Annotated in this window: 13 protein-coding genes; 8 read left to right on the plus strand and 5 right to left on the minus strand. The window is 61.0% G+C overall.

Annotated elements, in window-relative coordinates; all coding sequences use genetic code 11:
- Positions 1-123 precede the first annotated feature (123 nt).
- Complete coding sequence (locus SM191_RS18240) at positions 124-4,632, minus strand: hypothetical protein (RefSeq protein ID WP_341507441.1); 4,509 nt, start codon at positions 4,630-4,632, stop codon at positions 124-126.
- 295 nt (positions 4,633-4,927) lie between these two features.
- On the opposite strand from SM191_RS18240, the gene drt3a reads away from it, so the two are divergent.
- Positions 4,928-6,274, plus strand: a complete 1,347-nt coding sequence (gene drt3a / locus SM191_RS18245; protein WP_341507442.1) for an antiviral reverse transcriptase Drt3a — start codon at positions 4,928-4,930, stop codon at positions 6,272-6,274.
- Positions 6,267-8,336, plus strand: coding sequence for an antiviral reverse transcriptase Drt3b (gene drt3b / locus SM191_RS18250; protein WP_341507443.1), 2,070 nt, complete (start codon positions 6,267-6,269; stop codon positions 8,334-8,336). The genes drt3a and drt3b overlap by 8 nt, the downstream gene beginning before the upstream one ends.
- A 515-nt stretch (positions 8,337-8,851) precedes the next feature.
- On the opposite strand, the gene SM191_RS18255 is transcribed toward drt3b, so the two are convergent.
- Positions 8,852-9,136 (minus strand): hypothetical protein, encoded by a 285-nt coding sequence (locus SM191_RS18255; RefSeq protein ID WP_341507444.1) that lies wholly within the window; start codon positions 9,134-9,136, stop codon positions 8,852-8,854.
- A 16-nt stretch (positions 9,137-9,152) separates the two neighbouring features.
- Between SM191_RS18255 and SM191_RS18260 the strand changes: the two genes are divergently transcribed.
- Complete coding sequence (locus SM191_RS18260) at positions 9,153-9,416, plus strand: hypothetical protein (RefSeq protein WP_341507445.1); 264 nt, start codon at positions 9,153-9,155, stop codon at positions 9,414-9,416.
- Between the two features lie 289 nt (positions 9,417-9,705).
- On the opposite strand, the gene SM191_RS18265 is transcribed toward SM191_RS18260, so the two are convergent.
- Positions 9,706-10,545 (minus strand): MipA/OmpV family protein, encoded by an 840-nt coding sequence (locus SM191_RS18265; RefSeq protein WP_341507446.1) that lies wholly within the window; start codon positions 10,543-10,545, stop codon positions 9,706-9,708.
- A gap of 3 nt (positions 10,546-10,548) precedes the next feature.
- Positions 10,549-11,406 carry a hypothetical protein gene (locus SM191_RS18270; RefSeq protein ID WP_341507447.1) on the minus strand — a complete coding sequence of 286 codons (858 nt, stop codon included), beginning with the start codon at positions 11,404-11,406 and terminating at the stop codon, positions 10,549-10,551.
- Positions 11,407-11,471: 65 nt separating this feature from the next.
- Between SM191_RS18270 and SM191_RS18275 the strand changes: the two genes are divergently transcribed.
- From SM191_RS18275 to ygiD, 5 genes are all read left to right on the plus strand, one after another.
- On the plus strand, positions 11,472-12,128 hold the full coding sequence (locus SM191_RS18275; RefSeq protein WP_341507448.1) for a TetR/AcrR family transcriptional regulator: 657 nt from the start codon (positions 11,472-11,474) through the stop codon (positions 12,126-12,128).
- 716 nt (positions 12,129-12,844) lie between these two features.
- A complete protein-coding gene (locus SM191_RS18280) occupies positions 12,845-13,801 on the plus strand; it encodes an aromatic alcohol reductase (protein WP_341507449.1) in 957 nt (318 codons plus the stop codon).
- A gap of 111 nt (positions 13,802-13,912) precedes the next feature.
- Positions 13,913-14,761 (plus strand): aldo/keto reductase, encoded by an 849-nt coding sequence (locus tag SM191_RS18285; protein WP_341507450.1) that lies wholly within the window; start codon positions 13,913-13,915, stop codon positions 14,759-14,761.
- Between the two features lie 27 nt (positions 14,762-14,788).
- Positions 14,789-15,346 (plus strand): NADPH-dependent FMN reductase, encoded by a 558-nt coding sequence (locus tag SM191_RS18290; protein ID WP_341507451.1) that lies wholly within the window; start codon positions 14,789-14,791, stop codon positions 15,344-15,346.
- Positions 15,347-15,464: 118 nt separating this feature from the next.
- Entirely contained in the window at positions 15,465-16,331 is an 867-nt protein-coding gene (gene ygiD, locus SM191_RS18295; RefSeq protein WP_341507452.1) for a 4,5-DOPA-extradiol-dioxygenase, read from the plus strand.
- A 110-nt stretch (positions 16,332-16,441) separates the two neighbouring features.
- On the opposite strand, the gene SM191_RS18300 is transcribed toward ygiD, so the two are convergent.
- A complete protein-coding gene (locus SM191_RS18300) occupies positions 16,442-16,930 on the minus strand; it encodes a GFA family protein (protein WP_341507453.1) in 489 nt (162 codons plus the stop codon).
- Between the last annotated feature and the right edge of the window lie 433 nt (positions 16,931-17,363).

Consider the following 17,363-nt stretch of genomic DNA (forward strand, 5'->3'; position numbering starts at 1 on the left):
AAAGGCACAGTTCGCCGTCATCTTCGGCGAACGCTTCATCAAGGCCATGGCGGCGTAATGTTCATCCGCCCGCCCGCACACGAAATTCCTGACACTCCCAGGTGCCGCGGCAGATGGCGTCGACTAATCCGCTTTGGCCATAACATTCGAGGCTGCTTGATATAAGCGGACTTTCTCCTGCCACATCGGCCGCTCGGGGCGATGGTCCTCGGCCCAGGCCTCAACCAGAACTTCTTCGCCGTTCTGCCAAAACACCCCGTTCCAGCGTCGCTGCGGACCTGCATTCTCCTTGGCATCGGGCCACGCACCGCGCTCTCCGATGCCCACCCAAAGAGGCGTCACGCCTCGTGCCTCCAGCGCTGCTTCGAGCACGCCGCGTCGCACGAGGCAAAAGGAGTTACGGTCGCCCGTACTCGATACGATGATCTGCTGGTCATCGGCGGCAACCCACACTCCTGGAAGGTTGGGATCGGCCTGGATGTTGAGTTCTTTCAATAACCAAGGGCTTGGGACATGCATGGAAAGGCCTGAGGGCAGCGTCGCATCGAGATGATGCTCCCAGCGATATTGTCGGCAAAACCGTAGATAGCGGGCTTCCGCCGACTGAATCCCGTCCGAATCAACCCATTCCGTATCGGGCCAGGTGCTACGGAGGCCCGCTTCATAGACATAGGGACCATCGGTCAGGTCGCCCCACATCATCCAGTCGTGATGGAAGTCGGCCCAGGCGCGGCTCATCTGCCGGGCGAACCGCACTTCCTGCCCGGCTTCGATGCCGACCATCATCAGGAAGTGGAAGTCGTTCAGTCTGAACGGCGCGCCGCCCGTGCGATCGACGCCTGGATGGCGCGTCTTGCTGTCCGTATACCGGTAAAGGGTGAGCCAGTCGCCGTCCGACACATCACCGCACAGTCCCAGCGACAGCCTTTCACGCGGGATTTCGTTGTCGAATACCCAGGAAGGCATATCTTTCGTCGCGACCTTGTCGATCGTGATGTGTGGAACGGCCGGGATCGATGTTGGGGCGTAGCCGGTATCTTCATCTTCGATCGGCCGCACGGTGGGTTCGATATCACGCAGAAACGGCAGGTTGGTCGGCACATCGTACGCGCGGGCTTCGAGCGTTCCCCACTCCGGTGCGAGCCAGACATTGTCCGCGAGACGTGCGAGCAACTCGTGGAATGCGATCCACTGATATTTTTTCCCGATCCGTTCGATCCTGGCATGAGGAGCGGTATCGCTCCCGGCGCCATAGTCGCGTGGAAACCGTTTGCTCGACCAGCCTAGTCTGATGGCCCGGCGGGCGATCCATAGCCGCGCCTGCTTATGGTCAACGAGCGGAAGTTCCTTGCCGATGCCAGACCACCCCTCCCGGCCTTGGAGGTGCGGGATGACATCTTCCTGATAGGCTTTCGTCGCCCGGACTCCAAGCAGCCGGCGAAGATGACGGTCGGCGTGCGCGAATGTTTCACCCACACCAGATTTGCCGCCAGCATTATCATTCTTTTCGAAATGCGACGCAGTCAACTCGACGAGATTAAGGAGGATTTCCTTCATTTCATCCCCGGCGATCCACCTCGCCTTGAACAGTTCAAAGGCCTCCGAAAAGCGGATCGGCCTCGGTCGCGAAAGCGGGATGCTGGTGAACTGGCGGATTCGTGACTTGATGATTTTATCGCCGAAATCACCTCCAAAGCCGGTACACGAATCCACGATTTGGCGGTCGCCAACGGCCTCGGCTTCCGCTTCCACCTTCGCCTGATCCAACCCGAAGCGTGGCGCTCTGCTGCCATAGGGTGGGCGGCATCTGGTGATATCACATCCTTCGGGAAGCACATCCCTGTCGAGCGCAAGCTCCATCACCAGGCGGCCATAATCGCGGGCGAGGATGTGCAGGGGAATGGATGCTCCCGAAAAAACATGTCGCCAGATCGCATCCGCAGCGGTTGCCACGCGGTCCGCCTGAGGATTCCGCAGGCATGCGCCGGCCACGGCAGCCAGCACGCGTTCCACGACATAGGGATCATCGACTCCAGCGAAGCGCTCGACGAACGGTGCCGCGGCACCCGGATGGCGCATCAGGATTTCGGTGGCCGCTTTCGTGGCACGATCACGCAGCGTCCTATTCGACGAGGTCAGAATCCATCCCAATGTCGACAGCGCCAGCCGCACCGTCTCGCTGTTCGCGGTGTCCGGCCCCTGGCCCAGACCCCAGCTGGCGAGCCGGTAGGCTGTGCCGCGCTGTTCGATTTCGCCGTTCACCCGCTGCGTCCAGAAGGCATCCCGTTCGGGCAGGGGGCGTCGCACGAGGTTCCGGTGCAGCATGTCACCATTCCAAGGATGCCCCTCGACCGCCGAAAGTTCGATCAGGAGGTCCAATGGGGTTGCCTGCCAGCTCAGCCGATTCAACAATTCGACCGTGCGGTCGCTGAAAGAACCGTGCTGGCGCCAGCGCACGCTCTCGACGAACGCCGCCTGAATTGAACTGCGCCCCCACCATCGCTCCAGGCCGCCGGGAAGGTGATCGACGATTTCGGTCCGCCACTCATCGGCGAATACGATACCGAGAGCGTCGAAGACGCCGCGCCACTCGTCCTCGATACCCCAGCGACCGAGCATGAAAGCGAACGGAGCGTCCTTTTCGAAGGGCGCCCCAGGCTCGCGCATGCCCTGCGTCAGGCTCTTGGCGACGAGTTGGTCCTGGATGCGCTGGAACGCGAAGCGCAGGACATCCTCCTGCACGTCGAGCGGGTCGGCCTTGGCATCCTCGTCATAGGGCGGTGGATCGTATCGCAGCAGTCCGCGCAGGTGCAGCAGGTCCAGCCAGCCCATGCCAATGGGGGTCTGATAGCTCGCAAAGGCTGCGTCCAGCAGGCATGCCGCCGCTCGGCGCTCGATATAGTCGACGCGGCCGTCCGCCATGGCACCAGCGATGTCGAGCAGCCCCCTGGTCAGTGGAGCAACAAGCTCCGCGCTACCGTCATATATCGTCCCCAGCGTTGTAGCGGCGGCGTCGAGGTAGAATCGAAGCATCTCGCGCGATCCGCGCAGTCCCAATGGGAACTGGGTTTTACCCTGGCGCTGGAGGGCAACGCAGGTAGTGCGCAAGAACAGCGGATTGACAAATTCTGGCGGAAGCCAAGGGGAGGCCGGTCGCGTAATACCCCGCCGGTCCATATAGACCACTGCGGCCCGTTCGCGTTCCTCTTCCGTCTCGAAACCCGCGATGACGATCTCGGCCGCATGCTCCCTTGACGAGGCGGTGAACACGCGCTCGGAATATACGTCCCGGCAGGAGACGCAGAGCGCGAGACGGGGGTTCGCCCGAACCTGCGCCGCAAAGCCTGCGAGACGATTGCGCCAATACTGCGCCCCACCGCCCTCGTTGAGCGCGTCGATGCAGATGAGCGCGCGCGTTCCGCGGGCCGCGGCTGCGGCGCCCAAAGCGCCGAGCAGTTTCTCGGTCGTCATCCCCGGCAGCTCCAGCCGTCTCGCAATTTCGACGCCGGGCTCGTCGCCATGCCGGAAGTCGGTGCCGAGCAGCATGATCGCCGGTTCGCCGGCGTCGAGAGCGACGCCTACTTCCCGCGCCATGAGATGGGACTTGCCGCTTCCCGCCTCGCCCTCGACGATCGCAAACCGGGACTGGTCCGCTTCCTGGAAGGTGCCTTCGAGCCGATCCCGCAAATCGATCAGCGCCTCGTCCATCTGGTCGAGGCGCTCGCGTAGCCTGCGCAGACCGAAGCTGTCATGATCTGGCCTGTCTTCATCGTAGAGTATGGGGCCGGCCTGCCCGATGGCGTCGATCGCGGCCTCGCACGCATTTAGCCAGTCTTGCAGGGGAAAGGCCTCTTCGCGTTGCAGTGGCTGCCCGGCAATCGTCTCGAGGCGATGCATCGCCAGCGCAAGAGGGGTGTACCATGGCGCGTCCGGCGTTCCCTCGCCGGGATCATCGGGCAGAAGCTCCGCCAGTGCTGCAAGCGGCTGCCGGTAGCCACCGCGCCAATCGGCGCTGCCGCGCAGCGCCTGGAACAGCTGGCTTGCGCCGACATCGACATGGTCCTCGGGATGATAGCGTTCGTCGAGCGCGGCAACGGTCCGCTCAAATTGCTCGCGAAACCATGTTTCCGACAGCTCCCTCTCGCCGAACCAATATTCGCGCAAACCTGCTGCACGCGGGTCGGCGAGCATGCGCTCGATCTGGCTGCCGCCCAGGAAGTCGACCGTGAACGGCCTATCGCCGGCAGCTTCCTTCCAGCCCGGGAGCCGCTGATTCCATTTCTGGCGCGCCGAAGTGCCGCGCTGATGCCTGACATCGGTCAGGTCGCACGGCATGCCGACAGTGATGCGCGTCATCGCTGCGTGCGTGGAGATCGCAGTCAGGATCGACCCGTTGAGGGCCGTCCAATTTATATCGCCCGCTTCCTCGTGGAATTTCGCCTGGTAGCCCTCTTCGGTGCCGTCCTCCAACACCCAATAGGCCTCGACGCCGCCGTCACCGCCCGCGCCTTCGATGGGCCGGAACTCGGTCGCACGCGCCGGTGGGATTACCTCCGCAAGATGTCGCAGCAGGCGCTCGAACGAGCCCCTTTGGCCGTCCACACTCCCACGCAGCTGTCTGAAGTTGAGCATTCCTGTCCTCGGTGATCCTCAGGTCACATCTACTCGATCATAAAAGGAACATTGCTAGAACATTCTTGTGAGCGCGTCTATATGCAGTCCGGCGGCCTTGGTCCCGTTCTTTGCCGTTCCGGTTTTGAATGCAAAAATGGATTAAGCTGCCGTTCGTTTGCGCTGCAGCAGACGGCAGCAGCCGCCAAAGAGCCCGACATTCTCGGTCTAGAAACCGCTTCCCGAATCCCGTCCCTGTGGGATAAACGTCTTCCTGAACGCCGACGGAGGCGAGCGGGGGGATGTCAGTTTAGTAATGCTTGATCAGATGTTTACAGCGGATAACTTCCGCCGCATCTATGACGCCGAGAACCGCAAAGGTCTCGATCTGGCGAGCCGTTACTTCCCGACGCTCGAACCGCTCACATTGGCTGTCCGCGACAAGGTGCAGGACATCCGTGACCACCGCGCCAATCAGGCGACCATGGCCGCAGATGTTTTCGAGGCAACCTTACTCGACCTAAAAAAGAAACTTGCAGACGCGAAGGCGGAAAAATCGGCAGCCGTCGATACGCTGATGGACGAGATCAGCCACAAGGTACTCAAACCCTCCTTCAAAATCGATCTTTCTAAAAAGGACGGTCCGAACGGAAAGCCGGTTTTCTGCATCGATGCCGAGCCCGAAACCTTCTTTGTCATTAAGCAGCTCCAGCACAACATCAACCGCATCTACGGGGTCAAGCAGGCGAACCGGCACGACCTTGTCTGTCAGGTTCGCGATATCCTCGTGGGCACATTTCCATTTGAGTTGATTCGAACCGATATCTCGTCATTTTACGAGAGCATCGACAGGAAAAAGCTCCTCGAAAAGCTGGACAGCGACCAACTTCTAAGCTCGACTTCGAAGAAGTACATCAAGCAAATCCTTGTTTCCTATGGCGCGAAATCCGGCACCGCCGTCGGCGTTCCGCGCGGAGTAGGCATCAGTGCCTACCTCGCCGAATTTTACCTGCGCCCGGTAGATAACGACATCCGGGCAATCCCCGGCCTGGTTCTCTATTGCCGCTTCGTCGATGACATCGTGGCCGTCTTCGCGCGGCCCCCGGCTGGCAACAGCCTCGGCTCCTATAAGGACCGGATCATCGACATCTTGGGCCAGCACGCGCTGGCTCATAACGCGGCGAAGACAAGTGAGTTCGTCTTCCCGGACCGAAACCCACAGACGTTCGAATATCTCGGTTACAAATTCAGCATTACCGCCGGAAAGTGCGATATTGGTCCGAGCACGGCGAAGGTGGAAAAATATCGCACGCGCATGAAGGCGGCGTTCGAGGAGTATTGGTTTGAGCGCTCGCTGCGCACGCGGCGCGCCTACCGCGAACTGATCTGGCGAATCAAATTCCTGACCGGCAACACGCGGCTGTCGAACAGCAAGTCGCGGGCCGCCACCGGCATCTATTACAACAACTCGATCGCAACCGATCTGACGAGCTTCGGCCAGCTTGACCAAGAGCTGAAGGCGCTGATCGCGACCTTGCACAGCAACAGCCTGCAAAAGCAGTTGAAGAAGCTCAAATTCACCACCGGCTTCGAGCAGCGCCGCTATCATCATTTTAGCGCGCGGGAATTGCAAACGATAGTGAGGGCCTGGAAACATGCCTAAGCGCCGTGTCTCTCTCACGCACCGGAGACAACGCTCGATCCTCACGGACATGCTGCCGTTCGAGGTGCCCCCAACGTTCTCTAACCGGGGCTATTATCGCTTCCTGCGCGATAACAGCGTCGAGATTGAGAAAGGCCAATTGCGCTGGGTTTGCGAGACCGACGCGCTTGACCGCACGATGCAGCTTCTGTTCGGCATCAAAGCCGGAACGCCCATCACCGCTGAGGCTGTGACCGAATGGGGCAAGGAGAAGACCAGACGGTCGGTGCCCTACAACAAGTGCGAAATGGCGACGATACCGTTCAATTTCAGGGTCGCGCACAATCTGGACGGTCGCACCTTGAGCGTTGTCCATCCACGCAATCAGGTAGCGGTCGCGAGCTTCTACGCCGACCACAGCGCGCTGATCATCTACCACACGTCGCTTAGCGAATTTTCGATCCGCCGCCCGGTGTCGGTGTCCCGTTATTCCTATTTCAAGGACAAGTTGCATGAAGAGCGGCTGGATTCCGTGGCAGGGCTGGAAGAGGAGGATCGCGAGTACGAGCAGCTCGGCTCCTATTTCGTCTACCGGAAATACCGGAACATTCACCGCTTCTTCGAGTCCTACAAATATCATCGCAGCGAGAAAAAGTACGACGCGATGGTGCAGATCGACGTCAGCAAGTGTTTTGACAGCATCTACACCCATTCGCTGCCTTGGGCCGTGCTGGGTAAGGACCAGACAAAATTCAAGCTGGATGATTCCAAGCGCACTTTCGGAGGGCGCTTTGACGCCCTCATGCAGAATCTGAATCACAAAGAGACCAATGGCATCGTCATCGGTCCCGAATTTTCGCGGATTTTTGCCGAGATCATTTTGCAGTCGGTCGATGCCGAGCTGGTGCGGCAGTTGGCGAAGGCCAATCTGCGCCACAAGGTGGATTACGAAATCTTCCGCTACGTCGATGACTTCTTCATTTTCTACAATGAGGAGTCCACGCAGCTCAAAGTTTTCGAGACGCTTCAGGAGATTCTCAAGGGCAAGAAGCTCAGCATCAACACGGCTAAAATCAAGCATTACAAGAAGCCGATCATCACCGAAATCACGATTGCCAAGGAGCGGGTTTCCGCGCTTCTTAACGACGAGATCAACCCGGCCTGCGAGGAAGAGCCGCTGGCCGACCCCGCCAAGCCGCCACAGAAGAAGCTGGTCTGCGGCATCAATGCGAACCGTCTGATCATCCGCTACAAGGCTGCGATCAAGGAAGCCGGCGTCAAATACTCCGACCTGCTGAATTACACGTTCGCGATTATCGAGAACAAAATCGAAAAGCTCTCGAAGGCGTACGTTGAGAGCGAAAAAACGGACCGCGACCGCACGCGTCTGTCCAATGCACTGCTGGCGATCATGGAGTTTGCGTTTTTCGCCTATTCCGCGAGCCCAAAGGTCAATCATACCATCCGCATCTGCCGGATGATCGCGACTTCGGTGGACTTCGTCCGCGCACAGCGGCTGCCCTACGAGCAGAAGCATCTGCTGTTTAAGTATGTCCACGACAATGTGATGCAGCAGCTCGAAAAGAATACGATGAGCGAGCATCGCGAGGTAGAAAGCCTCTACCTGTTGATTTCGCTCTCGCAGATCGGACGGGAATACTGGCTACCGGTCTCCGTGCTGCTGCGGCATTTTCTGATCCAAGAGGAAGAGAAGACCGGAAATTACATCCGTCCCATCGGTTTCATGAACCATTTTTCGATAACGATCCTGTTGTCTTATATCAAACACAAGGTCAGGTACGCGAAGCTGAAAGCCTTCATCGAAGCGGAAATTCTAGCCAAGCTCCATTATATGAAGGTGCATTGTCCCGACGACGCCGAGACGCTAATCATGCTGCTCGACCTCATCGTTTGCCCCTACGTCAGCAGCCCTACCAAAGACGCCATCGGCGCGATTTTCGGGCTGGACGCCGCCGGCCTGGCTGCCGTTCAGGCGACCAACGACCATTGGTTCACCGCTTGGGGCGACAAGTTCAACCTCGGTAAAGAGCTGGACGCCAAGCGCAGCCGTGAGGTATATTAATTCCGGCGCTCCGCTCTACCCTTAATGGCTGTTGGCAGCTCACACACAAGCGCCCACCTATCCCCTGTATCAATCGGGGGTCGGGTGATGGGACGGTCGGAGCGGGCCGTTTCCTGTCCCATTATCATCGATCACTGTCGAGAGCGTCCGCGCCGCTGGCGACCGGTCGTTGCAACATCTTGCGCGGGATGACTGTGTCGCCCATTCGCGCCGAGCGAACGGCTGCTTCTTGCAGCAGCTGCCGTTCAAAGCTTGATAGGCGAACGACACATTCTGGTCGCCTGCTGCCGGAAGCAATCGCCAGATCGTGGGACAAAGCGGCGTTACCGTTGGGGAGCTCGAACGTCCGGTCCTCCCAGGCCTGCCAATCAATGCCCCAATTGGGGCGGACCCGTTACCTGAAACCGGTCACATCTGTATCTGCGAAAATGACGTCGACGATGGCCGTAAAATGGGCCGTTAGCAGACAGGCAGCTGTGAAGAGCGCCACCGACCAAAGCCGCCTATGAGCTCGGCTATTCGCCAACGGGCCTCCCTGTCCCCAGGTCGCAACAGATCAGCGCGATCGCTTGATCCACCAGCTGCTCGATGCGCGCATCCTCGAGATCGATGCGCATCAGCGCGATATGATAGATGATGCTGCCGACCAGAGTCTGGCTGGCGAAATTCAGATCCGCCAGCGTCGCGCCCGGCGCGATGCGGCGCAGCTCGCGGCGATAATAGTCGATCTCATAGTCCATCTGGCGCGCGGTGGACGCGCCCAGCTCGGTGTTCGCGCGCAGCACCGAATCGAGCCGCATCAACGCGCGCCCCTGGTTGCCCGACATCAGCGCGCGACACGCAAGCGCATGGGCGATCAGCGCCGCGCGGGGCGTGGTCTCGGGCAAGAGTGGCAACCAACCGGGCGATCCAGCCAAGGCGGCGCAGGCGCTGCTCGCGTTAGTCGAAGCCGAGAATCCGCCGACCAGGCTGTTCCTCGGTGCCGATGCACTGGGCCTGGTCGATCAAAAGCTCGACGCGATGAAGGCCGAGCGCGATCGGTGGGACACGCTCTCCCGTTCGACCAGCTTCGCGGCCTGACCCACGCCACCGCGCCATCATGGTCGGTTGCTTCTGCCCGCAACCGACCATGCACTATCCAGTTTGGGCCACCTTCGCGTTCCCAAATAAACGAGCCGCGAGACGGCCGGGGCATTCCCATTGGGATCGAATTTTGGGAATGCGACTGGCTTCCCAAAACCCATCTGCGGGACGCCTAATGAGAAAGGTTCGTGGAAACGATTGCCTCAGTGAAACTTCCCATATGCACAGCTAGTCACGGTAGCCGTATCGATCGAGAGCTCGAAAGGCGTGGCCTGCCAGAGATGGGTCATAGGTTAAATCGGAAACTATAGCCCATGCCAGCGGTAAACTGCGCTGGCTGCCCCCGATCACGCAGCAATGGGGATCGGCTGGGCTGGTCGCTCAGCACATCAAGCCCCGTGAAAACGGTCACCGCACTGCGCCGGGTGAGCGGACGCAAGATGGTCGTGCCGATACCATAGGATACCAATCCGCCAGAAGCCGAGTATCGCGCCAGTCCGCTACGACGCGATTGTTCCTCGTCGATGCCGAAATATCGGTCCATGAACCCTGCGCCTGCGAATGTTGCGCGAGGGCCGATGACAATGGTCGTCCGGCCAAGGTTTTGGCGGTAACTGGCCGACACATCGGCGATCCAGCCGTCATGGCCTCCAAGGCCACGACGGAATTCCGCCCGGCCCCGAAAGGGGCCGACGCGCTTTTCCACGAACCCGCCAAATTCGAACGCTGCGCCGATGTTTCCCAGACCGACGAGCGCATCGCTCCCCCCGGCGATCAGAAAGGGGGAGCCACCGCGGCGCTCGTTCCGGCCAAAACGGATTCTGCCAATCGGTCCGGCGGTCCACCCCTCTGCGCGGATCGCGTTCCAGCCTATGCCCTCCGGTATGGATGCGAACAGCTCGTCCTTATACCGGATGCGAAGGTCGGGGAGGAACGAGAGCGCGGTGTCGCGCGATCCCTGCCAAACGGGACTGGCGACGATGGCCGCGCCGACCGTTACGCTCCATCCGGCGTCGCGCAATTCGGGCGGGCGACCAGAGGGCGGGCCGTCTAGAAGCGGCCGGGTCTGGGCAATGGCGGGCTGCCCGAGCAGTACCGCCAACACAACGGGAAGCGCGCGCATCATCGATCATCCCTCCTGTTGGACAGACATGGCATTAGACGCCGCATCGCCGAGCCAGAGGCGTCGAGACTCCTTGCGTCGCAGCGCGAACACGGTGACGACGACCACCGCGAATGCGGATACCGCACAGGTCGCCGTGATCGCCGCGATATGCCCGTTGCGCCCGTAAATACCGAGCAGTGCCCACAGGAAGACAAGCGCGAACCAGGGGTTGCCCTTGCCGCGCCATATGGCCGCCGCAGCGATGGCACCACCGATCAGAATGATGGCGCCACCGATCGTCGCCTTGTCGACCGCCGGATCGACACCGTAATAATTGAGCGTCGCCGCGATGTTGACGATCGTCGCGGCCGTCAGCCATGCGGCAAGCGCACTCAGAGGCAGCGCGACGACATAGCGCTCACCGCGCGTCAACGCACGCTCCGTCGCAAGATGACGGTAAATGTGCAGCAGGCAGGCAAGCGATCCCGCGATGATAAGGACCGACACGAATGTCAGGTCGGCCAGTTGGGTGTAAAGCGCCCAAAGCCCGTTGCCGATGAAGGCGCCCGCGCTGGCCCAACGCACCTTCGACAGCACATGGTTTCCCCGTTGCGCAGGCAGCGCCTGATACACCGCATAGGCCAGGGACCCGGCATAGAGCAGCAGCCATATCGAGAAGGTCCAGCCGGCTGGGGTAATGAGTGTCTGGACCGATGACGACTGTTCGCCGATCTGTCTCCCAAGCCCGAGGCTGGGCAGGATCGGCGTGGCAACCTGAAACACAGCAGCGGCGACCACGGCAAGGCGGGCGGCGGTCGTGGCGCCGGGCCAGAAGGGTTTCGAGCCGTCTCCTGAGTCGGCGGTATGCAGAGTGTTCATCATCGCGGATACTCCTTACGCACCCGTCATGTTCTTTTTGTATTTCATATGCAATAGGATATTGGCGTGTGGTTGCCCGCGCCTTGCCCATCTGCCAAATCGTTGCCATGCCAAAGGCGAAGGGAACAAAAAGCAGTGGTCATGCCGAAAAGCGCGCATCCTTACTCCGCGCGTTTCGCGGACGTTTGACCGCGCGCAATCTGCCGCCGCCCAGTCTGCGCGAACTTGCGGCAAGCGCGGGTGTCACGATGCCGACCGTCCGGCATTATTTCGGTCGGCGCGAAGAGTTAATCATCGCGGTGATGGAAGATTTTCGGGACGTTGGCGAAGCGCATTTGCAGCAGGCGCGACAAGCCGAAGGTGATTTCGCCACTTCGATCGACTGGCTGGTTCGCGCGATCATGCTCGGTCTGTCGATGCGGGTTTCCGAACTACATGCGATGGGTCTGCGCGAAGGGTTGCGTCACGACCGGCTCGGTCCAGCATATCTGCTCCAGATCCTAGAGCCGACCATCCTTGCCATCGAAGCCCGGTTGCTACAGCATCAGGAACGCGAGCAGATGCGACCGAGTGACGTGCGAACTGCCGCGATCGGCCTGCTGTCGCCTTTGGTCATTGCCTATTTTCATCAGAACGAGCTTGGCGGAACCGAGACACGCCCATTGGATATGGGCGCGTTTCTAACAGAACATATCAACGCCTTCGTCCGTGCTTACCGGACGTAACTGTGGGGGATATTTTGAAGCCAATGCGACGGCCGCGGGATTGCGTTCAACCACGGTGAGACGGGACTGGGATCGAAAAAAGAGACCATGCGAGGCCCGGTGCCACACGCTGCTGCCGCTCGACGACTGCCTCTACGCTCTGCAGCCGTCCATCCCGCACCTGAGCGGGCCAGCTTTGTGATCCATCAAGGCGTGGAGATGGGCCGTCCCAGCCTGCTGCACGTCAATTTGGCTCGCACCCCAGAAGGAATCGTCGCTACGCTACGCGGCTCGTGCGTATCGGTCATGCGAGGCGAAATCAGCCTCTGAACCGGCCTTCCCAATTAGGAACCGCCAGGGAGACGGCCGGGGCGTTCTCGGAATCGATCGAGAAATGGGAATGCTGAACGCATCCCAAAATCCGTCGCATTGGCAGAAGTGAGAAAGCGGAGCTGGTAATTCGAGGTGTCACAATCGTTCGGTTGTGACACCGGCTGTGGCCTAGCCTCTGACGGGTGTGGATGACGCCCAGCGACCATCGGTTGCCCGCATGGGCAAGCACTTCCCGACGCACCCCGTCATCGTCGTCTCGCAGGCCGTCGCAGACCGTCTGCGAGTAGCGGAGAATGTCTTCCTGGCTCAGGGAATTAATAGCAGTATCACGCATGTACCCATCTTTCGCGCTTGTCCGCGGCTTGCCAGATCACTGGCAACCAAGGTGAAAACGAGCAAGAACGATGAACGACACAACCTCCACCGTGAAGTCACGGAACATCCTCGTCCTGGGTGCCGGCGAGCTCGGCATGCCTGTCCTGCGTAACCTGGCGCGTCGCGCCAGGGACATCGACGATGCCAAGATCAGCGTCCTGCTGCGTGAGAGCGCGGTCGAGTCCGGCGATCCGGCCAAGCAGCGCGATATCGCTGAAATCCGCGCAGCGGGGATTGAGATCGTCCTGGGCGATCTGGTCAACGACACGATCGACGAGCTGGCGGAGCTGTTCGCCCGCTACGACACGGTGATCGGCTGCGCAGGCTATGCGGCGGGGATCAACACCCCGATGAAGCTTGCCAAGGCAGCGCTGCAATCGGGCATCCCGCGCTATTTCCCGTGGCAGTTCGGGGTCGATTTCGAGGCGATCGGGCGCGGCGGGCCGCAGGACATTTTCGACGCGCAGCTCGACGTGCGCGAGCTGCTGCGCTCGCAGGACAAGACCGAGTGGGTCATCATCTCCACCGGCATGTTCATGAGCTACCTGTTCGAGCCGGACTTCGGCGTCGTCGATCTGGCGAATAGCGAGGTTCATGCGCTCGGCAGCCTCGACACCGCCGTGACGCTGACGACGCCGGACGACATCGGCGTGCTGACCGCCGAGATCGTGTTCTTCGAGCCGACGATCCGCAACGAGATCGTCTTCCTGGCCGGCGATACCGTCACCTATGGCGAGGTCGCGGACAAGCTAGAGGCGGCGTTCGGCCGTCCCTTCAAGCGGTCGGTGTGGACCGTGCCGTTCCTGATGGACGAGCTGGCGAACGATCCGAAGAACATGATGCGCAAGTACCGCGCCGCCTTTGCGATCGGGCGCGGCGTGTCATGGCCGAAGGCAGGCACGTTCAACGACCGCCAGGGCATCCCCGTCACCGACGTGGCTACCCTGATCGCTTCCGATCTGCCGGGCGCGCAGCAGGACAAGTGATCTGAACCGGGCGGTGCCAGCGCCGCCCTTACCCAAGACTGATGCGCTCAGGGCTGTGAGCTGGTGCGACCACCAGCGCTGCGTCTCTGCGCGTCCTATTCGGAGATACCTATGGATAACACCGCACGGACGCTGCCGCTGCGCGATGGCGCCGCCATTCCGCAGATGGGCCTTGGCGTCATGTATGTGCCCGAAGGCACGCTGCCTGCGCTGATGCGCGAGGCGGCGAAGGTCGGCTACCGCCACTTCGATACCGCGACCGTCTACGGCAACGAGGGCGAGGTCGGCGAGGGCCTGCGCTCGCTCGACATCGACCGCAGCGAGGTCTTCGTGACCACCAAGCTGCAGGACGGCATGCACGGCTATGACAATGCCCTTCGCGCCTTCGATGCCAGTGAGAAGCTGATCGGATCGATCGACCTCTACCTCATTCACTGGCCGCAGCCCGCCAAGGACCTGTACGCCGAAAGCTGGCGCGCTCTGGTGCGTTTGCAGGCGGAAGGCCGGGTTCGCTCGATCGGCGTCGCCAACTTCACCGCCGACATGATCGACCGCATCTCCGCCGGAACCGGCGTGACGCCGGTCATCAATCAAGTCGAGCTGCACCCGCGTTTTCAGCAGCGCGAACTGCGCGCCTACAACGCCTCCAAGGGCATCCTGACACAAGCCTGGAGTCCGCTGGAACATGGTCTGATCCTCAAGCAGGAGGCGATCATCGAGATCGCGCAGCGGCTCGGCCGGTCAGCTGCGCAAGTGGTGCTGCGCTGGCATATTCAGAGCGGCCTCGTCGTCATCCCGAAGGCGGCCGACGCGAAGCATCTGGCCGACAATTTTGCGGCCTGGGAGTTCGAGCTTTCCGAAGAGGACATGGCTCGCATCTCCGCGCTCGACCAGAACCAGAGTTCGTTCGGCCTCGACCCCAATGTCTACCAGAGCGACCGCGGGCGCATCGAAGCCTGAGCCGCCACCTACCCAGAGAGATTACCCATGACCTATCGTATCGCCACCATCATCGGCAGCCTGCGCAAGGACTCGATCAACCGCCGCGTCGCCGATGCGCTGATTCGTCTCGCGCCTGAGGATTTCGAGTTCTTCGACGTGTCAATCGGCGACCTGCCGCTCTACAATCAGGACGACGATGCCAACCAGGCTGACACCGTGCGCCGCCTGAAGGCTGATGTTGCATCCGCGGACGGCGTGTTCTTCGTCACGCCGGAATATAACCGCTCGGTGCCGGGCGCTCTGAAGAACGCGCTCGACCACGGCTCGCGCCCCTACGGCGACAATAGCTGGTCGGGGATCCCCGCCGGCGTCGTCGGCGTGTCGATCGGCGGAACCGGGACGGCCATCGCGCAGCAACATCTGCGATCCGTCCTCGCCTTCTTCGATATGCCCATCTTCGGGCAGCCCGAGGCGTTCATCCATTGGCAGGACGACATGGTGGGCAATGACGGCGTTTTTCACGATCGCAGCCGCGACTTCTTCCAGGGCTGGATGAATGGCTTTGCCGCATTCGTTCGCAAGAACGCGGTCAATAAGGCGTAAGCGCGTGGATGAGGCGCAACGGGACAGGACGGCACCGCCGGCCCTCCCGAAGCGCCTTGACCGCTTGTCAGCGTAGGCCGGTATTCCGATCGTCACCCCGACCCGATAGAGTCAGTAAATGAGCGCCGTACGCCCGCCCCAAATACCCGCCCTGTTCATCGGCCATGGCAATCCGATGAACACGCTGGAGGACAACGGCTTCACCAATGCTTGGAAGCACATGGGCGAGGTTGTCGGCAAGCCGCGCAGCGTGCTGGTGGTATCGGCGCACTGGTATATCGGAGCTACGGCAGTCACCGCGATGGCACGCCCGCGCACCATCCATGATTTCTATGGCTTTCCGCAGGCGTTATCCGACTTCGAGTATCCCGCTCCCGGGCTACCCGAGCTGGCGGCCGAGGTGGTCGACATCGCGAAGCCTGATTGGGTCGGGCTCGATCACGACCAATGGGGCCTCGACCACGGCACCTGGAGCGTGCTGGCGCACCTCTTCCCCAAAGCCGATGTGCCGGTCGTTCAACTGTCGATCAATGCGCAGAAGCCGATGGACTATCACGTTGAACTCGGCGCGCGGCTGAACGCTCTGCGCGACCGGGGCATTCTGGTGCTGTCGAGCGGCAACGTCGTCCACAATCTCCGCCGGATCGATTGGCGGGCAGGCGACACGGGCGAGGTATGGGCGCAGCGCTTCGACGACGCGGCGATGGACCTGATGCTCAACCGCCCCGGCGATATCGCATCGCTTGCCGCTCATGCCGACTTCGGCGCGGCTGTGCCGACGCCCGATCATTTCGTGCCGCTGCTCTACACCGCCGGCATCGCGGCTGCGACCCCGGGCGGGGCAGAGGCGCTTGTGCGGGGCTACTCGCTCGGGTCACTGTCGATGACCTGCTACGGCGTGTCCTGCAAGACGATCGGACACCAGCAAGGCCACGACGCCGCACCGCTGCCATTGGGTGTTCCGCCCGACCAGACGAATATCTGAACGACGATCGGCGAGCCAAGCCTTCTCTATTGGGAGCGACCCGCGAGACGGCGCAGGCGTTCCCACAGGGATGGTGAATTGGGAAAGGTCGCGTCCCGGCGATCAGCTCGCTACTTACGGTTCAGAGGCCAATCGCTGGTGTCATAATCAGGATGCTGAAAGGAGATGATACTGGCCAAGTGAGCAGCCGCTCGCGGCTCGTCGGTCGAATGTTCTGGCAGACCGGCTAGCGCCTCGAAATCGGCAATCCGCTCAGGCGAGGCAAGTTGCTCGCTCAGCTTTACTGATCGTGGGTCATCCATAGCACCAAGCGCGAAACTGATATGCCCCTCGCCATACTCAAAGGTGAGAGGCGTCCCGCAGGCTGCGCAAAATCCGCGACGCACCTTATTGGAACTCTGGAAATAGCTTGGGTGTCCTCGGGTCCAAATCACTGCGTCGAATGGCGCTCCGACATAAGGCCCGAACAGTCCACCAGTGGCTTTCTGACACATGCGACAATGGCAGATAGAAGCCTCTTCCAAGGCCCCCTCAACCCGGAACCGCACCGCTCCGCACTGACATCCACCCGAACTGGTCATACCCGAAGCATTCCACATCCGTTCGCCCCCCGCAACGCATCAGACGCGGCCACCTCCGTTCCCGATTAGGAACCGATTACAAGAATCCAGCCGAGGGCATGCCTCCGACGAACGCCCTCAATGGGATTTCTCAAAATCAGTTCCCGATTGCTATTTCCCAAAACCACCGGTCAATGACGGGAAAGCGGGAATGCCATCGACCGGCCAGCGATAACGGGCAAGGCGCGTCAAAATCTCGCGCGCTTCTTGTCGACCAGGCACGGTGAACCGCTCACCCAAGCCTATTTTGCAACAATCGCGAGCGCCCCCCGCAACGGCGTCGCGCTGAACCTGCCACGCCCGGCCTATGAGTCGGCGCGCATCACCTCCAACGACCCAGGCGACCTCCCCGTCGCCGGTCGGTGATGCGCGCCTCAACGATCCGGGGCTTGTCAGCGCGGCCTTCGACGAT

Source organism: Sphingomonas sp. 2378, from assembly GCF_038084995.1.
Lineage (GTDB): Bacteria > Pseudomonadota > Alphaproteobacteria > Sphingomonadales > Sphingomonadaceae > Sphingomonas.

Coding starts and splice junctions, on each gene's coding strand:
- drt3b (WP_341507443.1), top strand. CDS start 6,267: ATGCCTAAGCGCCGTGTCTCTCTCACGCACCGGAGACAACGCTCGATC.
- SM191_RS18265 (WP_341507446.1), bottom strand. CDS start 10,545: ATGATGCGCGCGCTTCCCGTTGTGTTGGCGGTACTGCTCGGGCAGCCC.
- drt3a (WP_341507442.1), top strand. CDS start 4,928: ATGCTTGATCAGATGTTTACAGCGGATAACTTCCGCCGCATCTATGAC.
- SM191_RS18240 (WP_341507441.1), bottom strand. CDS start 4,632: ATGCTCAACTTCAGACAGCTGCGTGGGAGTGTGGACGGCCAAAGGGGC.
- SM191_RS18270 (WP_341507447.1), bottom strand. CDS start 11,406: ATGATGAACACTCTGCATACCGCCGACTCAGGAGACGGCTCGAAACCC.
- SM191_RS18290 (WP_341507451.1), top strand. CDS start 14,789: ATGACCTATCGTATCGCCACCATCATCGGCAGCCTGCGCAAGGACTCG.
- SM191_RS18285 (WP_341507450.1), top strand. CDS start 13,913: ATGGATAACACCGCACGGACGCTGCCGCTGCGCGATGGCGCCGCCATT.
- SM191_RS18255 (WP_341507444.1), bottom strand. CDS start 9,136: ATGCGGCTCGATTCGGTGCTGCGCGCGAACACCGAGCTGGGCGCGTCC.
- SM191_RS18300 (WP_341507453.1), bottom strand. CDS start 16,930: ATGTGGAATGCTTCGGGTATGACCAGTTCGGGTGGATGTCAGTGCGGA.
- SM191_RS18280 (WP_341507449.1), top strand. CDS start 12,845: ATGAACGACACAACCTCCACCGTGAAGTCACGGAACATCCTCGTCCTG.
- ygiD (WP_341507452.1), top strand. CDS start 15,465: ATGAGCGCCGTACGCCCGCCCCAAATACCCGCCCTGTTCATCGGCCAT.